This window comes from Bacillus sp. FSL W8-0770, assembly GCF_038008705.1.
GTDB lineage: Bacteria > Bacillota > Bacilli > Bacillales > Bacillaceae_G > Bacillus_A > Bacillus_A cereus.
In genome coordinates this window covers 3,910,530-3,927,990 of the sequence record NZ_JBBOZR010000001.1, presented here as the reverse complement: position 1 = coordinate 3,927,990, position 17,461 = coordinate 3,910,530, and the positions used below count along the sequence as shown (strand labels likewise).

Sequence of the window (17,461 nt, the reverse complement as noted above, 5' to 3'; positions counted from 1 at the left end):
TTATAGAAATCCGTTTTCTTGTAAAAAGCTTTCAGTCATTGAACCTACTCGTTTTGTAGGTTTAGTAATAAAGCGTTCGATATATTTACCAATCATGTCACACTCAATGTTTACGATATCTCCGGCATTTTTTTCCCCAATGACAGATTCGCTTACTGTGTGCGGGATGAGTGAAATCGTTATGGAAGATTCGTCTATAGCAAATATCGTTAAACTCGTTCCATCAACAGCAATGGACCCTTTCTGCAAACAATAGCGCAGCAGTTCATCAGAAATTGCTATTTTGTAATAGACGGCATTGTAATGTTGTTTTTTATTTAAAATCGTTCCGATGCCATCAATATGTCCTGAAACGAAATGTCCACCGAATCGTCCGTTTGCAGCCATTGCTCGTTCTAAATTTACTTTAGAGTGCGGTTTAAGTATACGAAGTGATGTCGACTGCATCGTTTCGGGCATTGCATCAACTGTAAATGAAGTAGTTGTAAAGTTTGTTACAGTTAAGCAAATACCGTTAACCGCGATACTATCACCTAAGTGAACATCTGATAAAATTTTCTTTGCATGAATCGTTAATTTCATCGCTTCTCCGCTTTGTTGCATGTTTGCTATCGTTCCTAATTCTTCTACAATTCCTGTAAACATTTCGTCACCTCGTTTCGGGCATTCGCAACGATTTTTATATCATCACCAATTTGTTTCATCTCTTGAATTTTCAAGGAAAGCGCATCTTGTAATTTTGAAAAACCATTTCCTCCAAATAAAGTAGGAGCATCTTTCCCACCAATTAATTTCGGGCTTATATAGGTTACAATTTCATTAAAATTGTTTGTTTTTAAGAAACTTGCATGAATCGATTGGCCACCTTCAACGAATAGAGAAAGAATTTGTTTCTCTCCAAGAAAGGAAAGAAGGTCCTCGATTTCTATATGCTTCGTTTCCATTTGGAATATAGCTATATTTTTAGATTCATAAGAAGATATCTTCTCTTTCTTTACATCCTTACCGACAATAATCCATGTCGGTGCTAAACCATCTGTTATAACATGAGAAGATGGTGGCGTTCGTAAATGGGTATCTAAAACAACGCGAATAGGATGTTTCCCACCATTTGGAATTCTTGTTGTTAAATGAGGATTATCAGCTATAACTGTATTCACTCCAACAAGAATTGCATCATGTGTATGGCGATATTGGTGAACATCAGCACGTGCTTCTTCACCTGTAATCCACTTACTTTCACCAGTTACAGTTGCTGTTTTTCCATCTAAGCTCATCGCTGTTTTGATTGTTACAAAAGGGCGTTTCGTTTTCATGTAGTGAAAAAAGTAGCGATTTAATAAAACTGCTTCTGCTTCAAGAACACCAGTAGTTACTTCAATTCTAGCTTCCTCTAATCTTCTTTTTCCGTTACCAGAAACGAGCGGATTACAATCGAGAGTAGCAATTACAACACGCTTAACTCCTTTTTCGATGAGCAATTCACAGCAAGGTGGTGTTTTTCCAAAGTGGCTACACGGTTCCAGTGTTACATAAACGGTAGCGTCTTTGGCGTTCTGACCAGCCATTTGAAGGGCATGAACTTCTGCGTGTTCTTCACCAGCTCGTAAATGAGCGCCCATACCAACGATGTTTCCATCTTTTACAACAACAGCACCAACCATAGGATTTGGACTTGTTTGTCCTGATGTTCCTTCTGCTAACTGCAGGGCAATCCTCATATATTCTTGATCTGTCATTTTCTTCACCTCTCCAAAAAAAATCAAAAAACCCCAAGGATTTAATATCCTTGGGGTTTGGGAGACGTGATTTCTAGAAATATAGTTTGAATACGAAAGCATAGGAAAGAAACCTAACGATAATTGATATTTTTGCATAAGGAAAAAACCTAGCAAAATATCGAATTTTTAAACGCTAGTTGTCTCTTTTTATTTCAGTATAAAAAATAAGTATAGAAAATTAAACATATATAAAGAATCAAAATGAATCTTTAAAAATATGCATACTGAAATAAAAGTGTATTCACTATATAAAAAACTAGAAACATATCCTTCTCCCATCCAGACTATACTGTCGGCCCTAGAGTTTCACTAGATCCACCGTTTTCGAGTTGAAAACGGGTCACGGACTTAGAAGTTTTCACTTCATCACCGCCGGTTGGGAATTTCACCCGACCCCGAAGGATGCTGTTTGCTCAAATTATAGCACAAAAAAAATAAAAGGCTAGTAAAAAATATTCGAATGTGAAGAATTGTGTGAAAATATATGCAGGCTGGAATGGAAATAAAAGTATTAGAAATGTTGTAAAGAGAAGGGATATAACGGAGTTGCTAAAAAGAAAAAACATGCACAAAAAAATGTGCATGTCACATGTAAAATTATTCTGCCTCTGGTGCTCTAACAACAGACTCGAATTTACCTTTATGCGAAGCGTCGCAATAAGGCATATTTTTTGATAAACCACAACGGCATAAAGAAAATGCCGGTTTTGCTGGGAATACATTCCCTTGTGAGTCGACTAATTCCACGTCCCCTGTAACGCGAAAAGAGCCATTATCATTTACTTTAATTTGTACTTTTGCCAACGTCATCCCTCCTTCCCAAACGCTTAATTTCATCATATAATCAAGGGAAGTGCTTGGCAATATAAAGTGAAACTTTAATTAGTGAGGGAGGCATCCCCCACTAATTATTAGTTGAACCAATCGGGCTTTTAGGGGCAGTTAATCTCTTACCTAACTTCTTTGTTTCAGCCGAATTTTGAGGTGGGAGTTTTACTGCCCGCAAATAGCGGAGAAAAAAGAGCACTTTGTTTGAGAAAGAAGAGAGTGTTATAATAGTTTTCATAACTGACTAGAGTAAGGTGACGAGAGATGGATAAACAATTACATACATTACGAAACATTGCAAATGAGCGCACGTGGGCATCATTTTTGAATGATAATCATCCATATAGTTTGTTACATTGGTCCATTGCAGGTGTAGGGCAAGAGGCAAAGGATGTTTGGTTACTTCAAGATGAAGTAACATTTCAAACGACAGAATTCCCAACGTTAGATGATGCAATGCAATGGATTTCTGAAAATATGGAACAAGTTACAGACGTTTTAGCGCAATAAAAAACAGGCTTATGCAAGCCTGTTTTTTGTTTCTTTCACATATGTGTTTAAAAATTGATCGACGGCTGCTTCGTACTCTTCTTTATTTTCGTTATAAGAGCAAGCGTGTGCACCGTGTTCTGCAATATAAAGCTGCTTATTATTTTCTTTCGCTTCATATAACGCTTTTGTCATATCAGCTAAAATATAGTCGTCATCTTTACTATGAATAAAGAGAACGGGATTGTTAATGTTTTTTATACAGTCGATTGGTGAAACTTCACGAATTGTATAACCGTCACGAACTTTCAAAAATGCGTTTGCTAAAGGTAATAAAGGCCATTTTGGTAAATGGAATTCAACCTTTAAACGGTGCTGTAATTGTCCGTGAAAATCAGAGAAAGGACAATCTGCAATATAGAAATCAGCACCATCTTCTACAAGTCCTGCGTATTGAAGAAGTGTTGCAGCTCCCATAGATTCACCATGAATACCAAGTGTAATATTGGTGCCAAAACGGTTTTTTAGCCAGTCAACTACGGATTTTAAATCATGTTTTTCATAGTATCCATAGCTTGTTGTTTTTCCGCCAGTTTTACCATGACGACGATGATCGTAAATGAGGACGTTATATCCCCTTTTTAAGAATAAGTTTGCATATTTTACAGAGTTTATTTTATTTACAGTTACACCGTGGCAAAAAACCATAAACTTATTGGTGGAATGACCAGCAGGAATGTAATATCCGTGAAGGTCGTATCCGAATTGTGAAGGGATATGAATTTCTTCTTTATGAAGAGCATCAAAATCCTCTATACGAAAATGTTTTTTCGTTTCTCTTTCGAGTACTTCTTCCTCTGTTTTTTTCTTTAAGTACATCACTTTATTTGTAAAGAAAATCCCAAGGGCAGTTATTGCACCTAGTATAGTAAACAATGCTGCAAAAAAACGTTTCATACTTTACCTCATCCTCCAAATACCGTTACATGTGATACACTTATATTGTATCACAATGATATAAAAGGGGAGAAATAGGAAATGCTGCATATACAAAAAATTACGCCAGCGATGAAAGAAACAATCCGAATGTTCATGTGTGAGAACTGGGGAAGTTCATTGATGGTTTCACGTGGTAAGGGACATCAGTTAGAAGAGTTGCCAGGATTTGTTGCGCTCTTAGATGACAGAATAATCGGAATTATAACGTATGAAGTGACCGGGAATATGTGCGAAATTGTATCGCTAGATAGCTTTGAAGAAAGAAAAGGAATAGGGACGAAACTTGTGGATTGTGTATTACAAGTTGCAGAAGAAGAACGGTGCAGACAGGTTTGGCTTATTACAACAAATGATAATATGAATGCGTTACGATTTTACCAAAAACGTAATTTTGTAATGACTAATTTATATGTGAATGCGGTAGAGGAGGCACGAAAAATAAAGAAAGAAATTCCACGTATTGGATATGATAATATCCCAATTTTACATGAAATTCAGTTGGAGTATCGTTTAGTGAAATGATGTAACAATTTTCAGAAATGTGAGTTATTAATCTTGACGGATAGTGTAATTTAGGTTACCGTAAATTTGTAATCTATTACCATATTAAGGGGTGACGATGTGGCAACTATACGTGATGTTGCAAAATTGGCAGGTGTTTCAGTCGCAACCGTTTCACGAGTTATTAATGAAAAAGGATACGTTCATGAGGACACAGTAAAACAAGTAAAGGAAGCAATTGAAGAATTACGTTATAGGCCAAACAGTGCAGCGAAGCCACTATTTAAAGAGAATTCAACGATAATTGCATTACTTGTAGATAATTTATGTAACCAATCAAACATCACTTTGCTACATTGTATTGAGGAAATAGCATATAAAGAAGGTTATCAAATCATTATTTGTAATATAGAGAATAAAGATAGATACATACATATGCTGAAGCAAAATAACATTGCAGGTGTTATTTTGACAAGAGCAGTTTTTAAAAGTGTAGGAAAAATTCCATTTCCGTTTGTTGTGATCGATGAGCAACAATCACATGGAAATTATTATGAAAGTGGACAGAGAGCTGTTTCTTTATTAAAAGAGAAAGGGTGTCACTTTCTTGCATATTTCGGTGAGGGAGAAGAAAGTGAAGAAATGGAAGATCATATAGCAGGGTTTTTAGACGCTGTTTGGGATGAAGGAATCTCTTATCGAGAAGAATGTGTACAAGGGTATACAAATAAACAATTTATTACATTATTGCAAAACAATCCGTATGTAGATGGAATTGTAGCCTCAAGTGATCAGATTGCTATTGAGTTAATTCGGTCAGCGAGATTTCTAAATATACATATACCAGATAAATTAAAAATTGTTGGACCGAACGGGAGTATAGAGTGTGAATGGATAGGTTCATCACTACCGACAATTGAAAGCTATGTCAAAGATAACGGAAAAGTAGCTTTTCAACAATTAAAAGGAAAAATAAAAAAGTAAAAGGTGCGTTTTATACGCACCTTTTCATAATGTAATTGCGGCAATAAAGCCAAATATAAGTAACGGTATATTGTAATGTAGAAAAGTGGGTACACATGTATCCCATATATGATGGTGCTGACCATCAGCATTTAAACCGGATGTTGGTCCAAGGGTACTATCCGATGCTGGAGATCCTGCGTCACCTAGTGCTCCGGCTGTACCGATAATTGCAATTGTGGCCATTGGACTAAATCCAAGCTGAATGCAAAGAGGTACAAAAATGGTTGTTAAGATAGGGATGGTTGAAAAGGATGAACCAATTCCCATCGTAACGAGAAGTCCAATAACGAGCATAAGAAATGCAGCGAGTGGTTTGTTATTTCCGATTATATGTGCACTCGTTTGCACCAGAGATTCAACATGTCCTGTTTTTCGAAGAACAGCGCCGAATCCAGCGGCAGCAATCATAACAAAGCCAATGAAGGACATCATACGCATTCCGCTTGTTAATATCGCATCTGCTTCTTTAAGTGGTAGACTGCCACTAACTGATAAGACGATAATACCTGCTAAAGCACCGAAAATCATTGATTCGGTTGTTAATTGAACAGTTAATGTAGCAATAATAGATAATAACCCGAAAGTAATGCTACGTTTTGTATAGGGAACGATTTCATTTTCGGTAGTATGAATTTGTTCTGTTTCATACGTACGAGGTTTTCGGTACGTAATGAATACCGCTACACATAATCCAATAATCATACCAATTGCTGGAATAGTCATTGCTTTTGGAATAAGTGTGACATCAAATGTAAGGCCGCTTTGCGCAGCGTTGGTTTGTAATACGTCATGATAAATTTTTCCGAATCCTGCAGGGATCCACATATAAGGAGTAATCAATCCAAATGTAATAATACATGTGACAAGTCTGCGATCCACTTTCAGCTCATTTAATACTTTTAAAAGTGCTGGAATTAAGATGGGGATGAAAGCAATGTGAACAGGAATCAAATTTTGTGAGAAACAAGCCATCGTTAAAATAATGAATAAAATAAGTATTTTAGAATAAACTTGTTTTTTCGTGTCTTGTTCATTGCCAATCCATTTTAATGCAGTTTGAATCATAGCATCTGGAAGTCCTGTTTTGGAAAGGGAAATAGCGAAACCACCAAGCATTGCATAACTTAAAGCGATTGGAGCACTATTTCCAAGACCAGTTGTAAAAGTGTTAATCGTTTCTGAAATACCGAGTCCGCCGATAATTCCGCCTGTTAAAGCTCCAACAATGATGGCGACAATGACCTGGACACGTAACAAACTAAGCAATAGCATAATTGCTACTGCGACGAGTACAGCGTTCATAATAAATGTAATCTCCCTAAATATTTATTCTGTTAAGACAAGTAAATATGAAATGTTTTGCTATGTTTATACATACTTGCGACATATTATTATAAAATGTTTTCTATGAAATGTAAAAGAGCCTTTTGTTACTAATGCTGAAAAGCTAGCTCTTGTTTAATTGATTGCAAAGAATTAGCGAATAATTCTGGTTCTTCTAAATCAGGAGAATGTGCTGAATTTGGGAACCAAATCATCTTTTTTATAGGCGCTTCAATAATATCGCAATATTCTTGAACGAGTGCATAAGGAGTTTGATAATCATAGCGACCAGAACAAAAATAAACTGGAATAGATAAACTTGAGATAGAAGAAAAGAAATCGATTGTCAGCATTTCTTCCCATAAAACGCCAGATTTTAAATTTCCTGCGAGAAACTTGAACCAATCTAATAGCGTATACTCAGGAGAAAAGAAACCTTTTCGTATGAAAGAAAAGGAAGATCCGTTTTGGATTGCGCCTCCAAATGTGCCAAGCCACTTTCTTTGAATAATGAGACGTCTCGTATCTAAAAATGGTGGTTTGCCTAATTTTAAAAGGGAAGCTAATGCCTTTTTATGATCATGTTTTTTTGCAGAATGAATTAAATGTTGATATAGCAATTCTTCATTTTGTTTCATATGTACAATTTGCCCAATACCGATGTAAGCCTCGATATAATTTGGATATTGATGTGCTATGTTAAGCCCAATAATACTTCCCCAAGAATGACCAGCGAGAAATAGTTTTTGTTTGTTGAACCTTTTAAGTACATATTGAATCACTTCTTTTGCATCGGAAACGAATTGTTCGATTGTGAAATTTGCTCCGAAATCTTTCAGTGAAAAGGATTTACCAGCCCCGCGCTGATCCCAATTAATAACAATAAATTGCTTCTCTAATTCTTTTTGAAAATGGCGAATAAATCCGATTTGTGCCATCCCAGGTCCGCCGTGACAGCATAATAAAATAGGTTGCTCTACGTTTTGTCCACGCATAAGGAGAGTTTGTTTTCGATTATTAATCATAACGCTTTCTATCGTAGCGATACTATTAGGAATGAGTTGTTTGTTTTCATTATAGAACTGAGGGGTGTAGCTACGAAAAAGCATATTGAAAACCTCCTTTTGTGAAATCGTATGAATCGCACAGGCTATTCATTTTGCATATACTGTTAGAAAATCATTGTAACATACCATACTAGTGTCATTTCAACACGGGAGGAGGGAAATTGTGACGATTGGAGAAATTATAGATGGTTTAAATAGACGTGAACCCATCGCTATTATAGCAAAACGTCTTGAAATAAGCCCGTATACATTATCGAAGAAATTAAGATTGATTGGATACGAATATGATGGAGAGCAGAAGAAACGTATTTTTGTAGGAGATGGAGAAGAACCACGTCACTTACAACTCCAAGAAGCGACCGCCCTTCAATATGAGAAAACAGATTATCAATTGTTAATTTATGAGCAATTACAAAGCATTTATGAATTATTAAGAAAAAGAGAAGAAGTAATTGTACCAATTATGAGTAAAAGTACAGAGAAGAAGAGACGAACCTTTTCTATTAATACAGAAATATTATCACAATTGGACCTTATATCAGAATCGAAAGGAGTTCAAAAATCTAAACTTGTAGAAGAGGCGTTGCACCAATTTTTACAGCAATATGAAGTTGACAAAACATCACATTTTGATAACTAAAGAAAAGGATACTATGTTCATTGGAAGAACGAGTATCCTTTTTATGATGTATATTACGTATAAAATAGAGGATCAGTATAAATCCTTTATGGCGTGAAAAATGAAATTTATTATTAGAGAAACACTTAATTTACTTTTTGAATTCTTCCATCAATAACTGGCTGAATTGGTTCTTTTAATTGTTTTACGTAATCGACTAACGCTTCAAAGTCGTTTGGACCAGTTTCTGCATTTTTACCATTTTTAAATGATACGAATCCGTCACCGCCAGAAGCTAAGAAGGCATTTGCAACTACGCTATACATTTTAGATGGAGATAATTCTTCACCGTTTGTTAAACGTATATTTGTAACTTTTTCACCGTTTGGTTTATTTGCATCCCACGTATATTGAATACCTGAAATTTGAAGCATTCTTGTTGTTCCTTTTTGCCATTGCTGATTTAAAATATCGCGAATGTCTTGACCTGTTAAATCTACTTTAATTAATTGATTTCCAAAAGGTTGAATGCCGTATAACTCACCCCACGTAATATCACCAGCATCTAAGTCATTACGAATGCCACCAGGATTCATGAGGGCGATTTGAGTTTGCATTGTTTGACGCTGAGCATCGGCAACTAAATTTCCAAGAGTGGACTCACCAGCATCATTTTGTTTACGGTCGATAGGTGCTGTAGATTTTCCGACTACTTCATTTACAAGTGGTGCAATTTTTTCTTTATATTGATCTAGTTTTTTCTTTACTTGTTTATCAGGTTCTACACCTTCATGATACGTTGTAACAACTTCAGCTTTTTTCTTTACAATATCCTTTGTTTTACGATCAATTGTTACATCCACGTCTGAGAAAGCCGTTCCGTATGAATTTGCTTGGACAATTAGTTTATTATTTACTGTACCATTTACATACGTATGACTATGTCCACCGAAAATAACATCAACTTCTGGGTCTGTTTCATTTGCAATTCGAGTAAGATCGCCATTTGTTACCCCAGACTCATCGGTTGTTCCACCGACATGAGCAAGAACGACGATAGATTTAACGCCGAGACGTTTTAATTGTTGTGTTGATTTATTAATTGCTTCTACTTCATCAGTAATTTGTACATTGTTAAGCATCGTAGGCATAACGACATTTGGTGTATCAGTTGTAACAACCCCAATGAATCCTACAGGAACACCATCTACCATTTTTACAGTAAACGGTGGTAAAAATAAGCGGCCAGTTGATTTGTTGTAGAAGTTAGCAGCTACATAGGGGAAGTTAGCTCCTTTGAAATTTCCTGTTTTTTCATGATATCCACCGTAAATGAGGCGTTGCATTTCATCAATACCTTCATCAAATTCATGGTTTCCGATTGTACCAACATCAAATTTTAAGTCATTTAAAAATTCAATTGTCGGTTCATCTTGTAATAATGCTGAAACTGGTGGACTAGCTCCGACGATATCACCAGCATGTACGAGAAGTGTATTAGGGTTTTGTTTTTTACGTTCTTTTAAATAAGTAGCTAAGTAATCAGCGCCACCAGCTTCTTTATTATTGATTTTTTTAACAGTATCTAGTTGTCCATGGAAATCATTAATACCAAGCATTTGTACGTCTATGTAGCGGTTTTGTTCAGCTGGATTCTGAGATGGGGGAGCGGCAAATACGCTTGAAAAAGTAATGGTGCTTAAAACAGCAACGGCAGGAATAATTTTTTTCCACATAATATAATTCTCCTTTTTTTATAATCTGACATCATACGACATAATTTTAATAGATTCATAGGATTATAGCTACACAAAAATTTAGTCTTTTCGAAAAATTAACATATTTACAAAAAGTGAATAATAGAGTAAAGACCCTTTTTTATTGTCGATTTCATCGTGTATCTACTATAATGGAGAAAAAAGTAAAAGGTGAGTAGCATGAAGAAAAAGAAACAAAGACAAATGCAAAGACAATCGCAAGTGAATCAACCAAAGAAAGAAACACTTACATTAGGCGATCAATTAAATGATTCACTCATGCAACAATTAAAGAGTAAGAAGAAAGAGTTGCAAGTGAGAGAAGAGGAAAAAGAGGCAGCTGAACTGGAAAGAAAGCGCCAAGAACAAAAAGAACGTGAAAAGAATAAATCATTTGAAGAACTGCTAAGTGAAAGTAACCTTACTTGGAAAGACTTTAAATAATAAAAAATGATCAGTGAAATACCACTGATCATTTTTTGACGAGCTTGTAAGAAAAGGGGAGTTAGAATGAGAAAAATTGTCGTTGTTCCACATGAAAACCATTGGAGTGAAAAATTTCAAATGGAGGCTAAAAGATTAAAATCAGCGATGCCAGAAACGGTAAAAATTCATCATATTGGAAGTACGTCAGTTCCTGGACTGGCAGCTAAACCTATTATTGATATGATCATGGAAGTAGAAAATATCGAAAGAGTAGATGGGTGGAATGAACGATTTATAGAGCTTGGTTACATCGTAAAAGGGGAAAATGGTATTTCAAGACGCCGATATTTTATTCATGGAACTGAAGAAAAACGTTCGTATCATTTACACGTGTTTGAAAAAGGAAATCCAGAGATAGTAAGGCATTTAGCATTTCGTGATTATATGATGGCTCATTGTGAAGAAGCAGAGACATATGCAACCTTAAAGAAAGAATTAGCCGAAAAGTATACATATGATGGCGCGTTATATACGGAAGGAAAAAATGAGTTTGTGCGCAATGTGGATGAAAAAGCGAAAGAATGGAGAAAAAATAACGTGAATGAATGAATGAATGAATTCACGTTATTTTTTAACTATATAAAAGTGTTATGTAAACTGTACGTATGTTTTGACTTTTGGGATGAATCTTGTTGAAATAAAGTTGTGGCTTATAAAAAATGTAACAATGAAAGGGAGACGACTGTGCATATTCCAACAACTACACTTCATAATGGCGTGAAAATGCCGATGATTGGTCTAGGCGTATATAAAGCGAAAGAAGGAGACGAAGTAAAGCAAGCAGTAAAAACAGCGTTAGAAGTTGGATACCGTTCGATTGATACAGCAACTGTATATGAAAATGAAAGCGGTGTCGGAGAGGCGATACGTGAATCAGGAATTCCAAGAGAAGATCTATTTATTACAACAAAAGTATGGAACGACGATCAAGGATATGAGGAGACACTCGTGGCATTTGAAAAGAGTTTAAAAAAATTACAAATGGACTATGTAGATTTATATTTAATACATTGGCCGGTAAGAGGGAAGTATGTTGATACGTACCGAGCTTTGGAAAAATTGTATGAAGAAGGTAAAGTGCGCGCGATTGGTGTTTCTAATTTTCATAAACATCATTTAGAACTATTATTACCAAATTGCAAAGTGAAGCCGATGGTAAACCAAGTGGAACTTCATCCGATGTTGACGCAATTTGAGTTGCGCAATTATTGTCAAGATGAGCAAATTCAAATGGAAGCATGGAGTCCGTTAATGAGGGGCGGAGAAGTATTCCAGCATCCAATCATTCAGGCTATTGCTAACAAATATGAAAAAACACCTGCACAAGTTATATTAAGGTGGGATATTCAAAGCGGGATTGTTACAATTCCTAAATCTGTTACACCATCTCGTATTAAAGAAAACTTTACTATTTTTGATTTTGCACTAACTGAAGAAGAGATACGTCAAATTAACACGTTGAATCGTGATTTACATGTAGGAACGAATCCTGATAAATATGATACGTTATAAAAAAGACTGTCTCCTGATACTGGAGACAGTCTTCTATTTATCGGTAATTCGATATTTTTAACGATGCAAAGCATATGTGTCATATTTAACAATCTTTTGAAGTTGTATATATTCTTCTTTCGTTAAAGGTAACTGTTGGCTAGCTCGTATATTTTCCTGTAATTGTTGAAGCGAGCTTGCACCAGGTATAACAGCTGCAACAGTCTTATTATGTAAGCAATATTGAATAGCTGTTCCTGTTAAAGAGCGTTCTCCAATCGTTTCTTTTACACTCGCTAGAGTTGTATGTAATTCATCGTAAGAATAAGAAAGATAATCCTTTTCCTTTACTCTTTCTATTTTTCTTGCATTGTTGTCAGTTAAAATTCCTTTTGCAAGTGGCCCGCGGGCAATGACGCTAATTTGGTGTTCATTCAGAAGTGGGAACCATTCTTCAGGGCGACGATTTAAAAGGCTATATTCCATTAGTACACTAACGATGTTTGAGCGTTTTGCATACTCACGAACGACATTTGGGCGTATAGAAGAAATACCGTAATGGCGAATAATACCTTCCTTTTTCAATTCTTCAAAAGCTTCAATTGTTTCATCTATTGGATCTTCAATCGTTCCGCCATGAAGTTGGTAAAGGTCAATATAATCAGTTTGAAGTCTACGTAAACTTTCCTTTACTTCAGTCTTTATGTAAGCTTTAGAAGGATCCCAAGACCAGCCATTTTTTTCTTCTGTCCAACGATTTCCAACCTTCGTTGTAAGTACAATTTGGTCTCTTCTTCCCTTCAAGGCTTTTCCAACAAATTCTTCATTTAATCCGTAATCATATAAATCTGCTGTATCAAAAAAATTAATTCCTAAATCGATCGCTTCATCGATAATATGCATAGCTTCTGTTTCAGATGTACCGAGAGACATACAGCCAAGGCCCATTTCTGTAACAAACAAATCTGAGTTTCCTAATTGACGTTTTTTCATAGGTCAACCTCCTTACCTTTATTGTACGAGAGGGAAAAGAGGTTGACAAACGTTTACTTTTCGCTGCGCATTAACTGCCCGTAAAAGCATGATTAATGTTTCACTTTATTTGCTGTAATCCACTCTTGTACAGTTGTATACTCTTTGCTATATTGCTTTAGCTTATGGCGAATTTGCCATGCTTTTCCGACTAAAGTGACGCGATTTGGTAAAATATAAACTTTCATTTCTATCACGCTCCTTTCAATGTGGTAAAATGTATGAGGAAAGAATAGGAAATAGAACAGGGAGATGAAGTAGTGTGAGTAATCTTGCAGAGAGAACAGTAAAAACTGAGCCGATTTTTGATGGTAGAGTTATAAAAGTTCGTGTTGATGATGTAGTATTACCAAATGGAGCAATGAGTAAACGTGAAATTGTAAATCACCCTGGTGCAGTTGCTATTATTGCTATTACTGATGAGGGGAAAATTGTGCTTGTTGAGCAGTATCGTAAAGCACTTGAAAAGGCGATTATAGAAATTCCGGCTGGCAAGTTAGAACCTGGTGAAAAACCTGAGGTAACAGCAGTTCGTGAATTAGAAGAGGAAACAGGATATGTATGTGAAAATATGGAGCTCATTACTTCTTTCTATACATCTCCAGGATTCGCAGATGAAATTTTATATGTATATAAAGCGACAGGTTTGACAAAAAAAGAAAATAAAGCTGAGTTAGATGAAGATGAGTTTGTGGAATTAATGGAAGTATCGTTAGAAGAAGCGATTACTCTTATGAAAGATCTTCGTATTCATGATGCGAAGACGATGTTTGCAGTACAATATTTACAACTACAAAAATAAACACTCGCCAAAGGCGAGTGTTTTTTAATTGATTTTTGCATATACACGTGCATCACGTAAGCTACCATCTGGTGCTAGGAAATCATTTTCCATTGTACCTTCTAGAATGAATTCTAGACGTTCTGCTAAGCTACATGCATTTATATTTGTTGCATCAGTACGAATTTCAATTCTTCTAGCGCCTAGTTTATCAAAGGCGAACTGAATTGCACCTTTAACAGCTTCGGTCATATAGCCTTGTTTTGTATAGGCACTATGTAGCCAGAAGTGAAGTGAAAACTTTGGAATATCCCAGTTTTCAGGCTTTAGTGTAATTGCTCCGATGAATGTACCAGATACTTTATCGTATAAGTGAAAATCAAGTGTTTCACGAAGTAAAAACTGTCCGTGAGCTTCGCGAACAATTTCTTCAGCACTCTCTTCTGTTTCAGCGTTAATTGGTATCCACGGTACTAAGTCTTCTAGAGAAGCTTGGATTGCTTCATATACTTCTGCACCATCACCTGGAAATGGTTTACGAACTTGCAAGCGTTCAGTTTGAAATAATGTTGGAAAATCTAATAATAATGGTTTCAAGAGAAATCCCTCCTATTCTCTACTTTTTAGTTTAGCAAAGTAGAGCGGAATTTCAATGTTAATTCGTCATACTTTTTTCTTTCTTTCATACATTTTTAATAAGAGTGTGAACGGAGGGAAGAAAAATGTGGCGAAAAAATTGGCAAGACCGTGTAATGTCTCACATACAGGAAAACTCTTCATTATATATATTTAACGCCGTTTTATTATTGATGGGAGTAATATTCGGAGCCATTCTGGTGAATAGTTTACAAATCAATCAAAAACAAGATTTATCATTTTATTTACAACGTTTTTTTGGACAAGTCTCTAAAGGAGAATTTGCTATTGCGGGCGAAATGTTTCGAGAAAGTTACTTTTCGCAATTAAAATACATCGGGTTTATTTGGATTTTAGGGATTTCAATTATTGGATTACCACTTATTTTTATTTTATTATTTGTAAAAGGAGTTGTCGTTGGATTTACAGTTGGTTTTTTAGTAAGTCAGCATGGATGGAATGGACTATTATTAGCATTTGTATCTGTTTTGCCACAAAATTTAATTATCATTCCAGTCTTTCTCGTTATGACAACTATTGCTGCAAGTTTTTCTTTACGGATGATTAGGCATCAATTTATTAGAAAAATAACCGAGCCACTATTACCATTATTAATCCGTTATACATGCTTCTTTCTCGTAATTGGAGTAGTGTTAGCACTTGCTTCTAGTGTGGAGGCTTACGCATCACCAGTTTTAATGAAAGAAGTCGTTGAGGCTATTAATAAAAAATAAATACTTTTTGAGAATAATTATCAATTTGTTTTTATTGTTTTTTCTTTTGACAGAAGCCCTTCTTCTGATATAATGGTGTAAGAGTGGCGAGGAGGGAGTAGTACCGAATGGAAGAAAGAATTGAACGAATTAAGAAGCAATTACATGCAGCGAGCTACAAATTAACACCGCAACGTGAAGCAACAGTTCGTGTGCTGCTAGAAAATGAAGAAGATCATTTAAGCGCAGAAGATGTTTACCTCCTTGTAAAAGAAAAGTCGCCAGAGATCGGATTAGCAACCGTCTATCGAACTTTAGAACTATTATCTGAGTTAAAAGTTGTCGATAAGATTAACTTCGGAGACGGTGTTTCACGCTATGACTTACGCCAAGAAGGTGCGCAGCGTTTCCACCATCATTTGATTTGTACACAATGTGGTGCTGTACAAGAAATACAAGAAGATTTACTTGGTGAAGTGGAAAGGAAAGTAGAACGAGACTGGAGCTTTAAGGTGAAAGATCATCGTTTAACATTCCATGGGATTTGTAAAAATTGTCAAGAAAATGAAACGGATGAAAAATAACCTTTTCCTATTTATCTAGGAAGAGGTTTTTTATTTGAATAAGGTATAAATTGGTGAAAGCTTGGCATATGTTGTAATAACTTATATTTTGGAGGAATTTACAATGCGCCGAGCTTTAAAATTAACTTTTGATGGAATAAAAGTATTTTTATTATTTACAAGTTGTACGATTTTGTTTTATTTCGCTATACTATGGATAAATGAAGAATATGAAAGCTATCATCGTTATGAAAAACCTAAAGAAGAGACTGTAGAAAAAGTATCAGGGAATGAAGAACCGGCAAAGGATGCTTTCGTAAATAGAATGATGTTTTTCTATGAAAATGGGGAGTAGTGTAGAGTGGAAGATCAATTAAAAGATTTTATTCATTATATGGTTGTCGAAAAAGGATTAGCAAAGAATACAGTAGTATCTTATGAACGGGATTTAAAAAGCTACGTAAAGTATTTGCAAAATGTGGAACAGACGAAAACTTTTCATGAAGTGACCCGTTTACACATTGTTAACTTTTTGCAGTATTTAAAAGAGAACGGAAAATCTTCGAAAACATTGGCGCGTCATATCGCATCAATTCGTTCGTTCCACCAATTTTTACTTCGTGAACGAGCGGTAGAACACGACCCATCCGTACATATTGAAACGCCACAAGGGGAACGGAAATTACCAAAAGTATTATCAGTTGATGAAGTAGAGGCGTTACTTCAAACACCAAAAATGACAAGTGCTTTTGGGATTCGTGATAAGGCGATGCTAGAGTTACTGTATGCGACAGGACTTCGTGTTTCAGAATTGATTGCACTCAATTTAGAAGATGTACATTTAACAATGGGATTTGTTCGTTGCATAGGGAAAGGGAATAAAGAAAGAATTATTCCACTAGGAAGTTTAGCAACGGAAGCGATTCAAAAGTATATTGAAAAAGGAAGAAGAGAATTAATGGGGAAAAAAGTAGTAGATGCACTCTTTTTAAACCATCATGGTAATCGATTATCAAGACAAGGATTTTGGAAAATATTAAAACGATTAGCGAAAGAAGCAAATATTGAAAAAGAGCTTACACCTCATACGTTGCGTCATTCGTTTGCTACGCACTTATTAGAAAATGGAGCAGATTTACGTGCTGTACAAGAAATGCTTGGACATGCAGATATTTCAACGACGCAAATCTATACGCACGTTTCAAAAACTAGATTAAAAGATGTATATAAACAGTTTCATCCGAGAGCATAGTTACTATGCTCTTTTTTTCATAGATTAAGAGGGGAAGAGCGTTTCACAGAAACTTCACAAACATTTCGTATATTGTTTTCAGCAGAAGACTGGAATATTACAATGTATTTCCTCTAT

The 17,461-nt window shown here is 35.6% G+C and carries 22 protein-coding genes and 1 riboswitch; of the genes, 12 read left to right on the top strand and 10 right to left on the bottom strand.

The features are described from left to right. From ribE to NST27_RS20105, 3 genes are all read right to left on the bottom strand, one after another. Positions 1-645, bottom strand: coding sequence for a riboflavin synthase subunit alpha (gene ribE / locus NST27_RS20115; RefSeq protein ID WP_000493898.1), 645 nt, complete (start codon positions 643-645; stop codon positions 1-3). Beyond that, complete coding sequence (gene ribD / locus NST27_RS20110; protein ID WP_000131988.1) at positions 627-1,739, bottom strand: bifunctional diaminohydroxyphosphoribosylaminopyrimidine deaminase/5-amino-6-(5-phosphoribosylamino)uracil reductase RibD; 1,113 nt, start codon at positions 1,737-1,739, stop codon at positions 627-629. The genes ribE and ribD overlap by 19 nt, the downstream gene beginning before the upstream one ends. 305 nt (positions 1,740-2,044) lie before the next feature. Then, positions 2,045-2,188: riboswitch (FMN riboswitch) on the bottom strand. A 190-nt stretch (positions 2,189-2,378) separates the two neighbouring features. Next, positions 2,379-2,585: a CDGSH iron-sulfur domain-containing protein gene (locus tag NST27_RS20105; protein WP_001151582.1), complete on the bottom strand. Its 207-nt coding sequence runs from the start codon at positions 2,583-2,585 to the stop codon at positions 2,379-2,381. A 288-nt stretch (positions 2,586-2,873) separates the two neighbouring features. Between NST27_RS20105 and NST27_RS20100 the strand changes: the two genes are divergently transcribed. Continuing rightward, complete coding sequence (locus NST27_RS20100; protein WP_000360793.1) at positions 2,874-3,119, top strand: DUF2552 family protein; 246 nt, start codon at positions 2,874-2,876, stop codon at positions 3,117-3,119. 9 nt (positions 3,120-3,128) lie between these two features. Here the strand turns inward: NST27_RS20100 and NST27_RS20095 are convergent, their stop codons facing one another. Beyond that, on the bottom strand, positions 3,129-4,055 hold the full coding sequence (locus NST27_RS20095) for an alpha/beta hydrolase (RefSeq protein WP_000819234.1): 927 nt from the start codon (positions 4,053-4,055) through the stop codon (positions 3,129-3,131). 81 nt (positions 4,056-4,136) lie between these two features. Between NST27_RS20095 and NST27_RS20090 the strand changes: the two genes are divergently transcribed. Next, the gene (locus NST27_RS20090) at positions 4,137-4,619 is read left to right on the top strand and encodes a GNAT family N-acetyltransferase (protein ID WP_044584830.1); all 483 of its coding nucleotides are present in this window, start codon (positions 4,137-4,139) and stop codon (positions 4,617-4,619) included. Between the two features lie 99 nt (positions 4,620-4,718). Next, complete coding sequence (locus NST27_RS20085) at positions 4,719-5,582, top strand: LacI family DNA-binding transcriptional regulator (RefSeq protein WP_000201351.1); 864 nt, start codon at positions 4,719-4,721, stop codon at positions 5,580-5,582. A 24-nt stretch (positions 5,583-5,606) separates the two neighbouring features. Here the strand turns inward: NST27_RS20085 and NST27_RS20080 are convergent, their stop codons facing one another. Continuing rightward, entirely contained in the window at positions 5,607-6,926 is a 1,320-nt protein-coding gene (locus NST27_RS20080) for a Na+/H+ antiporter family protein (RefSeq protein WP_000994808.1), read from the bottom strand. Between the two features lie 131 nt (positions 6,927-7,057). Then, on the bottom strand, positions 7,058-8,056 hold the full coding sequence (locus NST27_RS20075) for an alpha/beta fold hydrolase (protein ID WP_047386766.1): 999 nt from the start codon (positions 8,054-8,056) through the stop codon (positions 7,058-7,060). Positions 8,057-8,177: 121 nt separating this feature from the next. On the opposite strand from NST27_RS20075, the gene NST27_RS20070 reads away from it, so the two are divergent. Continuing rightward, positions 8,178-8,654, top strand: coding sequence for a ribbon-helix-helix domain-containing protein (locus NST27_RS20070; protein WP_000151927.1), 477 nt, complete (start codon positions 8,178-8,180; stop codon positions 8,652-8,654). Positions 8,655-8,779: 125 nt separating this feature from the next. Here NST27_RS20070 and NST27_RS20065 read toward each other — a convergent pair whose 3' ends face one another. Further along, entirely contained in the window at positions 8,780-10,369 is a 1,590-nt protein-coding gene (locus NST27_RS20065) for a bifunctional metallophosphatase/5'-nucleotidase (RefSeq protein ID WP_000265548.1), read from the bottom strand. Between the two features lie 201 nt (positions 10,370-10,570). Between NST27_RS20065 and NST27_RS20060 the strand changes: the two genes are divergently transcribed. From NST27_RS20060 to NST27_RS20050, 3 genes are all read left to right on the top strand, one after another. Further along, on the top strand, positions 10,571-10,834 hold the full coding sequence (locus NST27_RS20060; protein WP_000727561.1) for a YqkE family protein: 264 nt from the start codon (positions 10,571-10,573) through the stop codon (positions 10,832-10,834). 66 nt (positions 10,835-10,900) lie between these two features. Continuing rightward, a complete protein-coding gene (locus NST27_RS20055) occupies positions 10,901-11,425 on the top strand; it encodes a GrpB family protein (protein WP_001227188.1) in 525 nt (174 codons plus the stop codon). Between the two features lie 135 nt (positions 11,426-11,560). Beyond that, positions 11,561-12,388: an aldo/keto reductase gene (locus NST27_RS20050; protein ID WP_047386761.1), complete on the top strand. Its 828-nt coding sequence runs from the start codon at positions 11,561-11,563 to the stop codon at positions 12,386-12,388. 57 nt (positions 12,389-12,445) lie between these two features. On the opposite strand, the gene NST27_RS20045 is transcribed toward NST27_RS20050, so the two are convergent. Next, a complete protein-coding gene (locus tag NST27_RS20045) occupies positions 12,446-13,360 on the bottom strand; it encodes an aldo/keto reductase (RefSeq protein ID WP_000747213.1) in 915 nt (304 codons plus the stop codon). Positions 13,361-13,452: 92 nt separating this feature from the next. Next, positions 13,453-13,587, bottom strand: coding sequence for a Z-ring formation inhibitor MciZ (gene mciZ, locus NST27_RS20040; protein ID WP_000870302.1), 135 nt, complete (start codon positions 13,585-13,587; stop codon positions 13,453-13,455). Between the two features lie 74 nt (positions 13,588-13,661). Here mciZ and NST27_RS20035 point away from each other — a divergent pair, with 74 nt between their 5' ends. Further along, positions 13,662-14,201, top strand: coding sequence for an NUDIX hydrolase (locus NST27_RS20035; protein WP_000067041.1), 540 nt, complete (start codon positions 13,662-13,664; stop codon positions 14,199-14,201). Between the two features lie 24 nt (positions 14,202-14,225). Here NST27_RS20035 and NST27_RS20030 read toward each other — a convergent pair whose 3' ends face one another. Further along, entirely contained in the window at positions 14,226-14,777 is a 552-nt protein-coding gene (locus NST27_RS20030; RefSeq protein ID WP_000803479.1) for a GNAT family N-acetyltransferase, read from the bottom strand. 155 nt (positions 14,778-14,932) lie between these two features. On the opposite strand from NST27_RS20030, the gene spoIIM reads away from it, so the two are divergent. The 4 genes from spoIIM to xerD all read left to right on the top strand — a co-directional run bounded on the left by spoIIM (position 14,933) and on the right by xerD (position 17,344). Further along, positions 14,933-15,550 (top strand): stage II sporulation protein M, encoded by a 618-nt coding sequence (gene spoIIM / locus NST27_RS20025; RefSeq protein ID WP_013142149.1) that lies wholly within the window; start codon positions 14,933-14,935, stop codon positions 15,548-15,550. Positions 15,551-15,657: 107 nt separating this feature from the next. Further along, the gene (gene fur, locus NST27_RS20020) at positions 15,658-16,113 is read left to right on the top strand and encodes a ferric iron uptake transcriptional regulator (RefSeq protein ID WP_000392657.1); all 456 of its coding nucleotides are present in this window, start codon (positions 15,658-15,660) and stop codon (positions 16,111-16,113) included. A 103-nt stretch (positions 16,114-16,216) separates the two neighbouring features. Beyond that, the gene (locus NST27_RS20015) at positions 16,217-16,447 is read left to right on the top strand and encodes a YqzK family protein (RefSeq protein WP_001250432.1); all 231 of its coding nucleotides are present in this window, start codon (positions 16,217-16,219) and stop codon (positions 16,445-16,447) included. A gap of 6 nt (positions 16,448-16,453) precedes the next feature. Further along, the gene (xerD, locus tag NST27_RS20010) at positions 16,454-17,344 is read left to right on the top strand and encodes a site-specific tyrosine recombinase XerD (RefSeq protein ID WP_000390088.1); all 891 of its coding nucleotides are present in this window, start codon (positions 16,454-16,456) and stop codon (positions 17,342-17,344) included. Positions 17,345-17,461 lie beyond the last annotated feature (117 nt).

Excerpts from the sequence above, each read along its gene's own strand:
- ribE (WP_000493898.1), bottom strand. The coding sequence starts at position 645 with ATGTTTACAGGAATTGTAGAAGAATTAGGAACGATAGCAAACATGCAA.
- ribD (WP_000131988.1), bottom strand. The coding sequence starts at position 1,739 with ATGACAGATCAAGAATATATGAGGATTGCCCTGCAGTTAGCAGAAGGA.
- NST27_RS20100 (WP_000360793.1), top strand. The coding sequence starts at position 2,874 with ATGGATAAACAATTACATACATTACGAAACATTGCAAATGAGCGCACG.
- NST27_RS20095 (WP_000819234.1), bottom strand. The coding sequence starts at position 4,055 with ATGAAACGTTTTTTTGCAGCATTGTTTACTATACTAGGTGCAATAACT.
- NST27_RS20090 (WP_044584830.1), top strand. The coding sequence starts at position 4,137 with ATGCTGCATATACAAAAAATTACGCCAGCGATGAAAGAAACAATCCGA.
- NST27_RS20080 (WP_000994808.1), bottom strand. The coding sequence starts at position 6,926 with ATGAACGCTGTACTCGTCGCAGTAGCAATTATGCTATTGCTTAGTTTG.
- NST27_RS20075 (WP_047386766.1), bottom strand. The coding sequence starts at position 8,056 with ATGCTTTTTCGTAGCTACACCCCTCAGTTCTATAATGAAAACAAACAA.
- NST27_RS20065 (WP_000265548.1), bottom strand. The coding sequence starts at position 10,369 with ATGTGGAAAAAAATTATTCCTGCCGTTGCTGTTTTAAGCACCATTACT.
- NST27_RS20060 (WP_000727561.1), top strand. The coding sequence starts at position 10,571 with ATGAAGAAAAAGAAACAAAGACAAATGCAAAGACAATCGCAAGTGAAT.
- NST27_RS20055 (WP_001227188.1), top strand. The coding sequence starts at position 10,901 with ATGAGAAAAATTGTCGTTGTTCCACATGAAAACCATTGGAGTGAAAAA.
- NST27_RS20045 (WP_000747213.1), bottom strand. The coding sequence starts at position 13,360 with ATGAAAAAACGTCAATTAGGAAACTCAGATTTGTTTGTTACAGAAATG.
- mciZ (WP_000870302.1), bottom strand. The coding sequence starts at position 13,587 with ATGAAAGTTTATATTTTACCAAATCGCGTCACTTTAGTCGGAAAAGCA.
- spoIIM (WP_013142149.1), top strand. The coding sequence starts at position 14,933 with ATGTCTCACATACAGGAAAACTCTTCATTATATATATTTAACGCCGTT.
- fur (WP_000392657.1), top strand. The coding sequence starts at position 15,658 with ATGGAAGAAAGAATTGAACGAATTAAGAAGCAATTACATGCAGCGAGC.
- NST27_RS20015 (WP_001250432.1), top strand. The coding sequence starts at position 16,217 with ATGCGCCGAGCTTTAAAATTAACTTTTGATGGAATAAAAGTATTTTTA.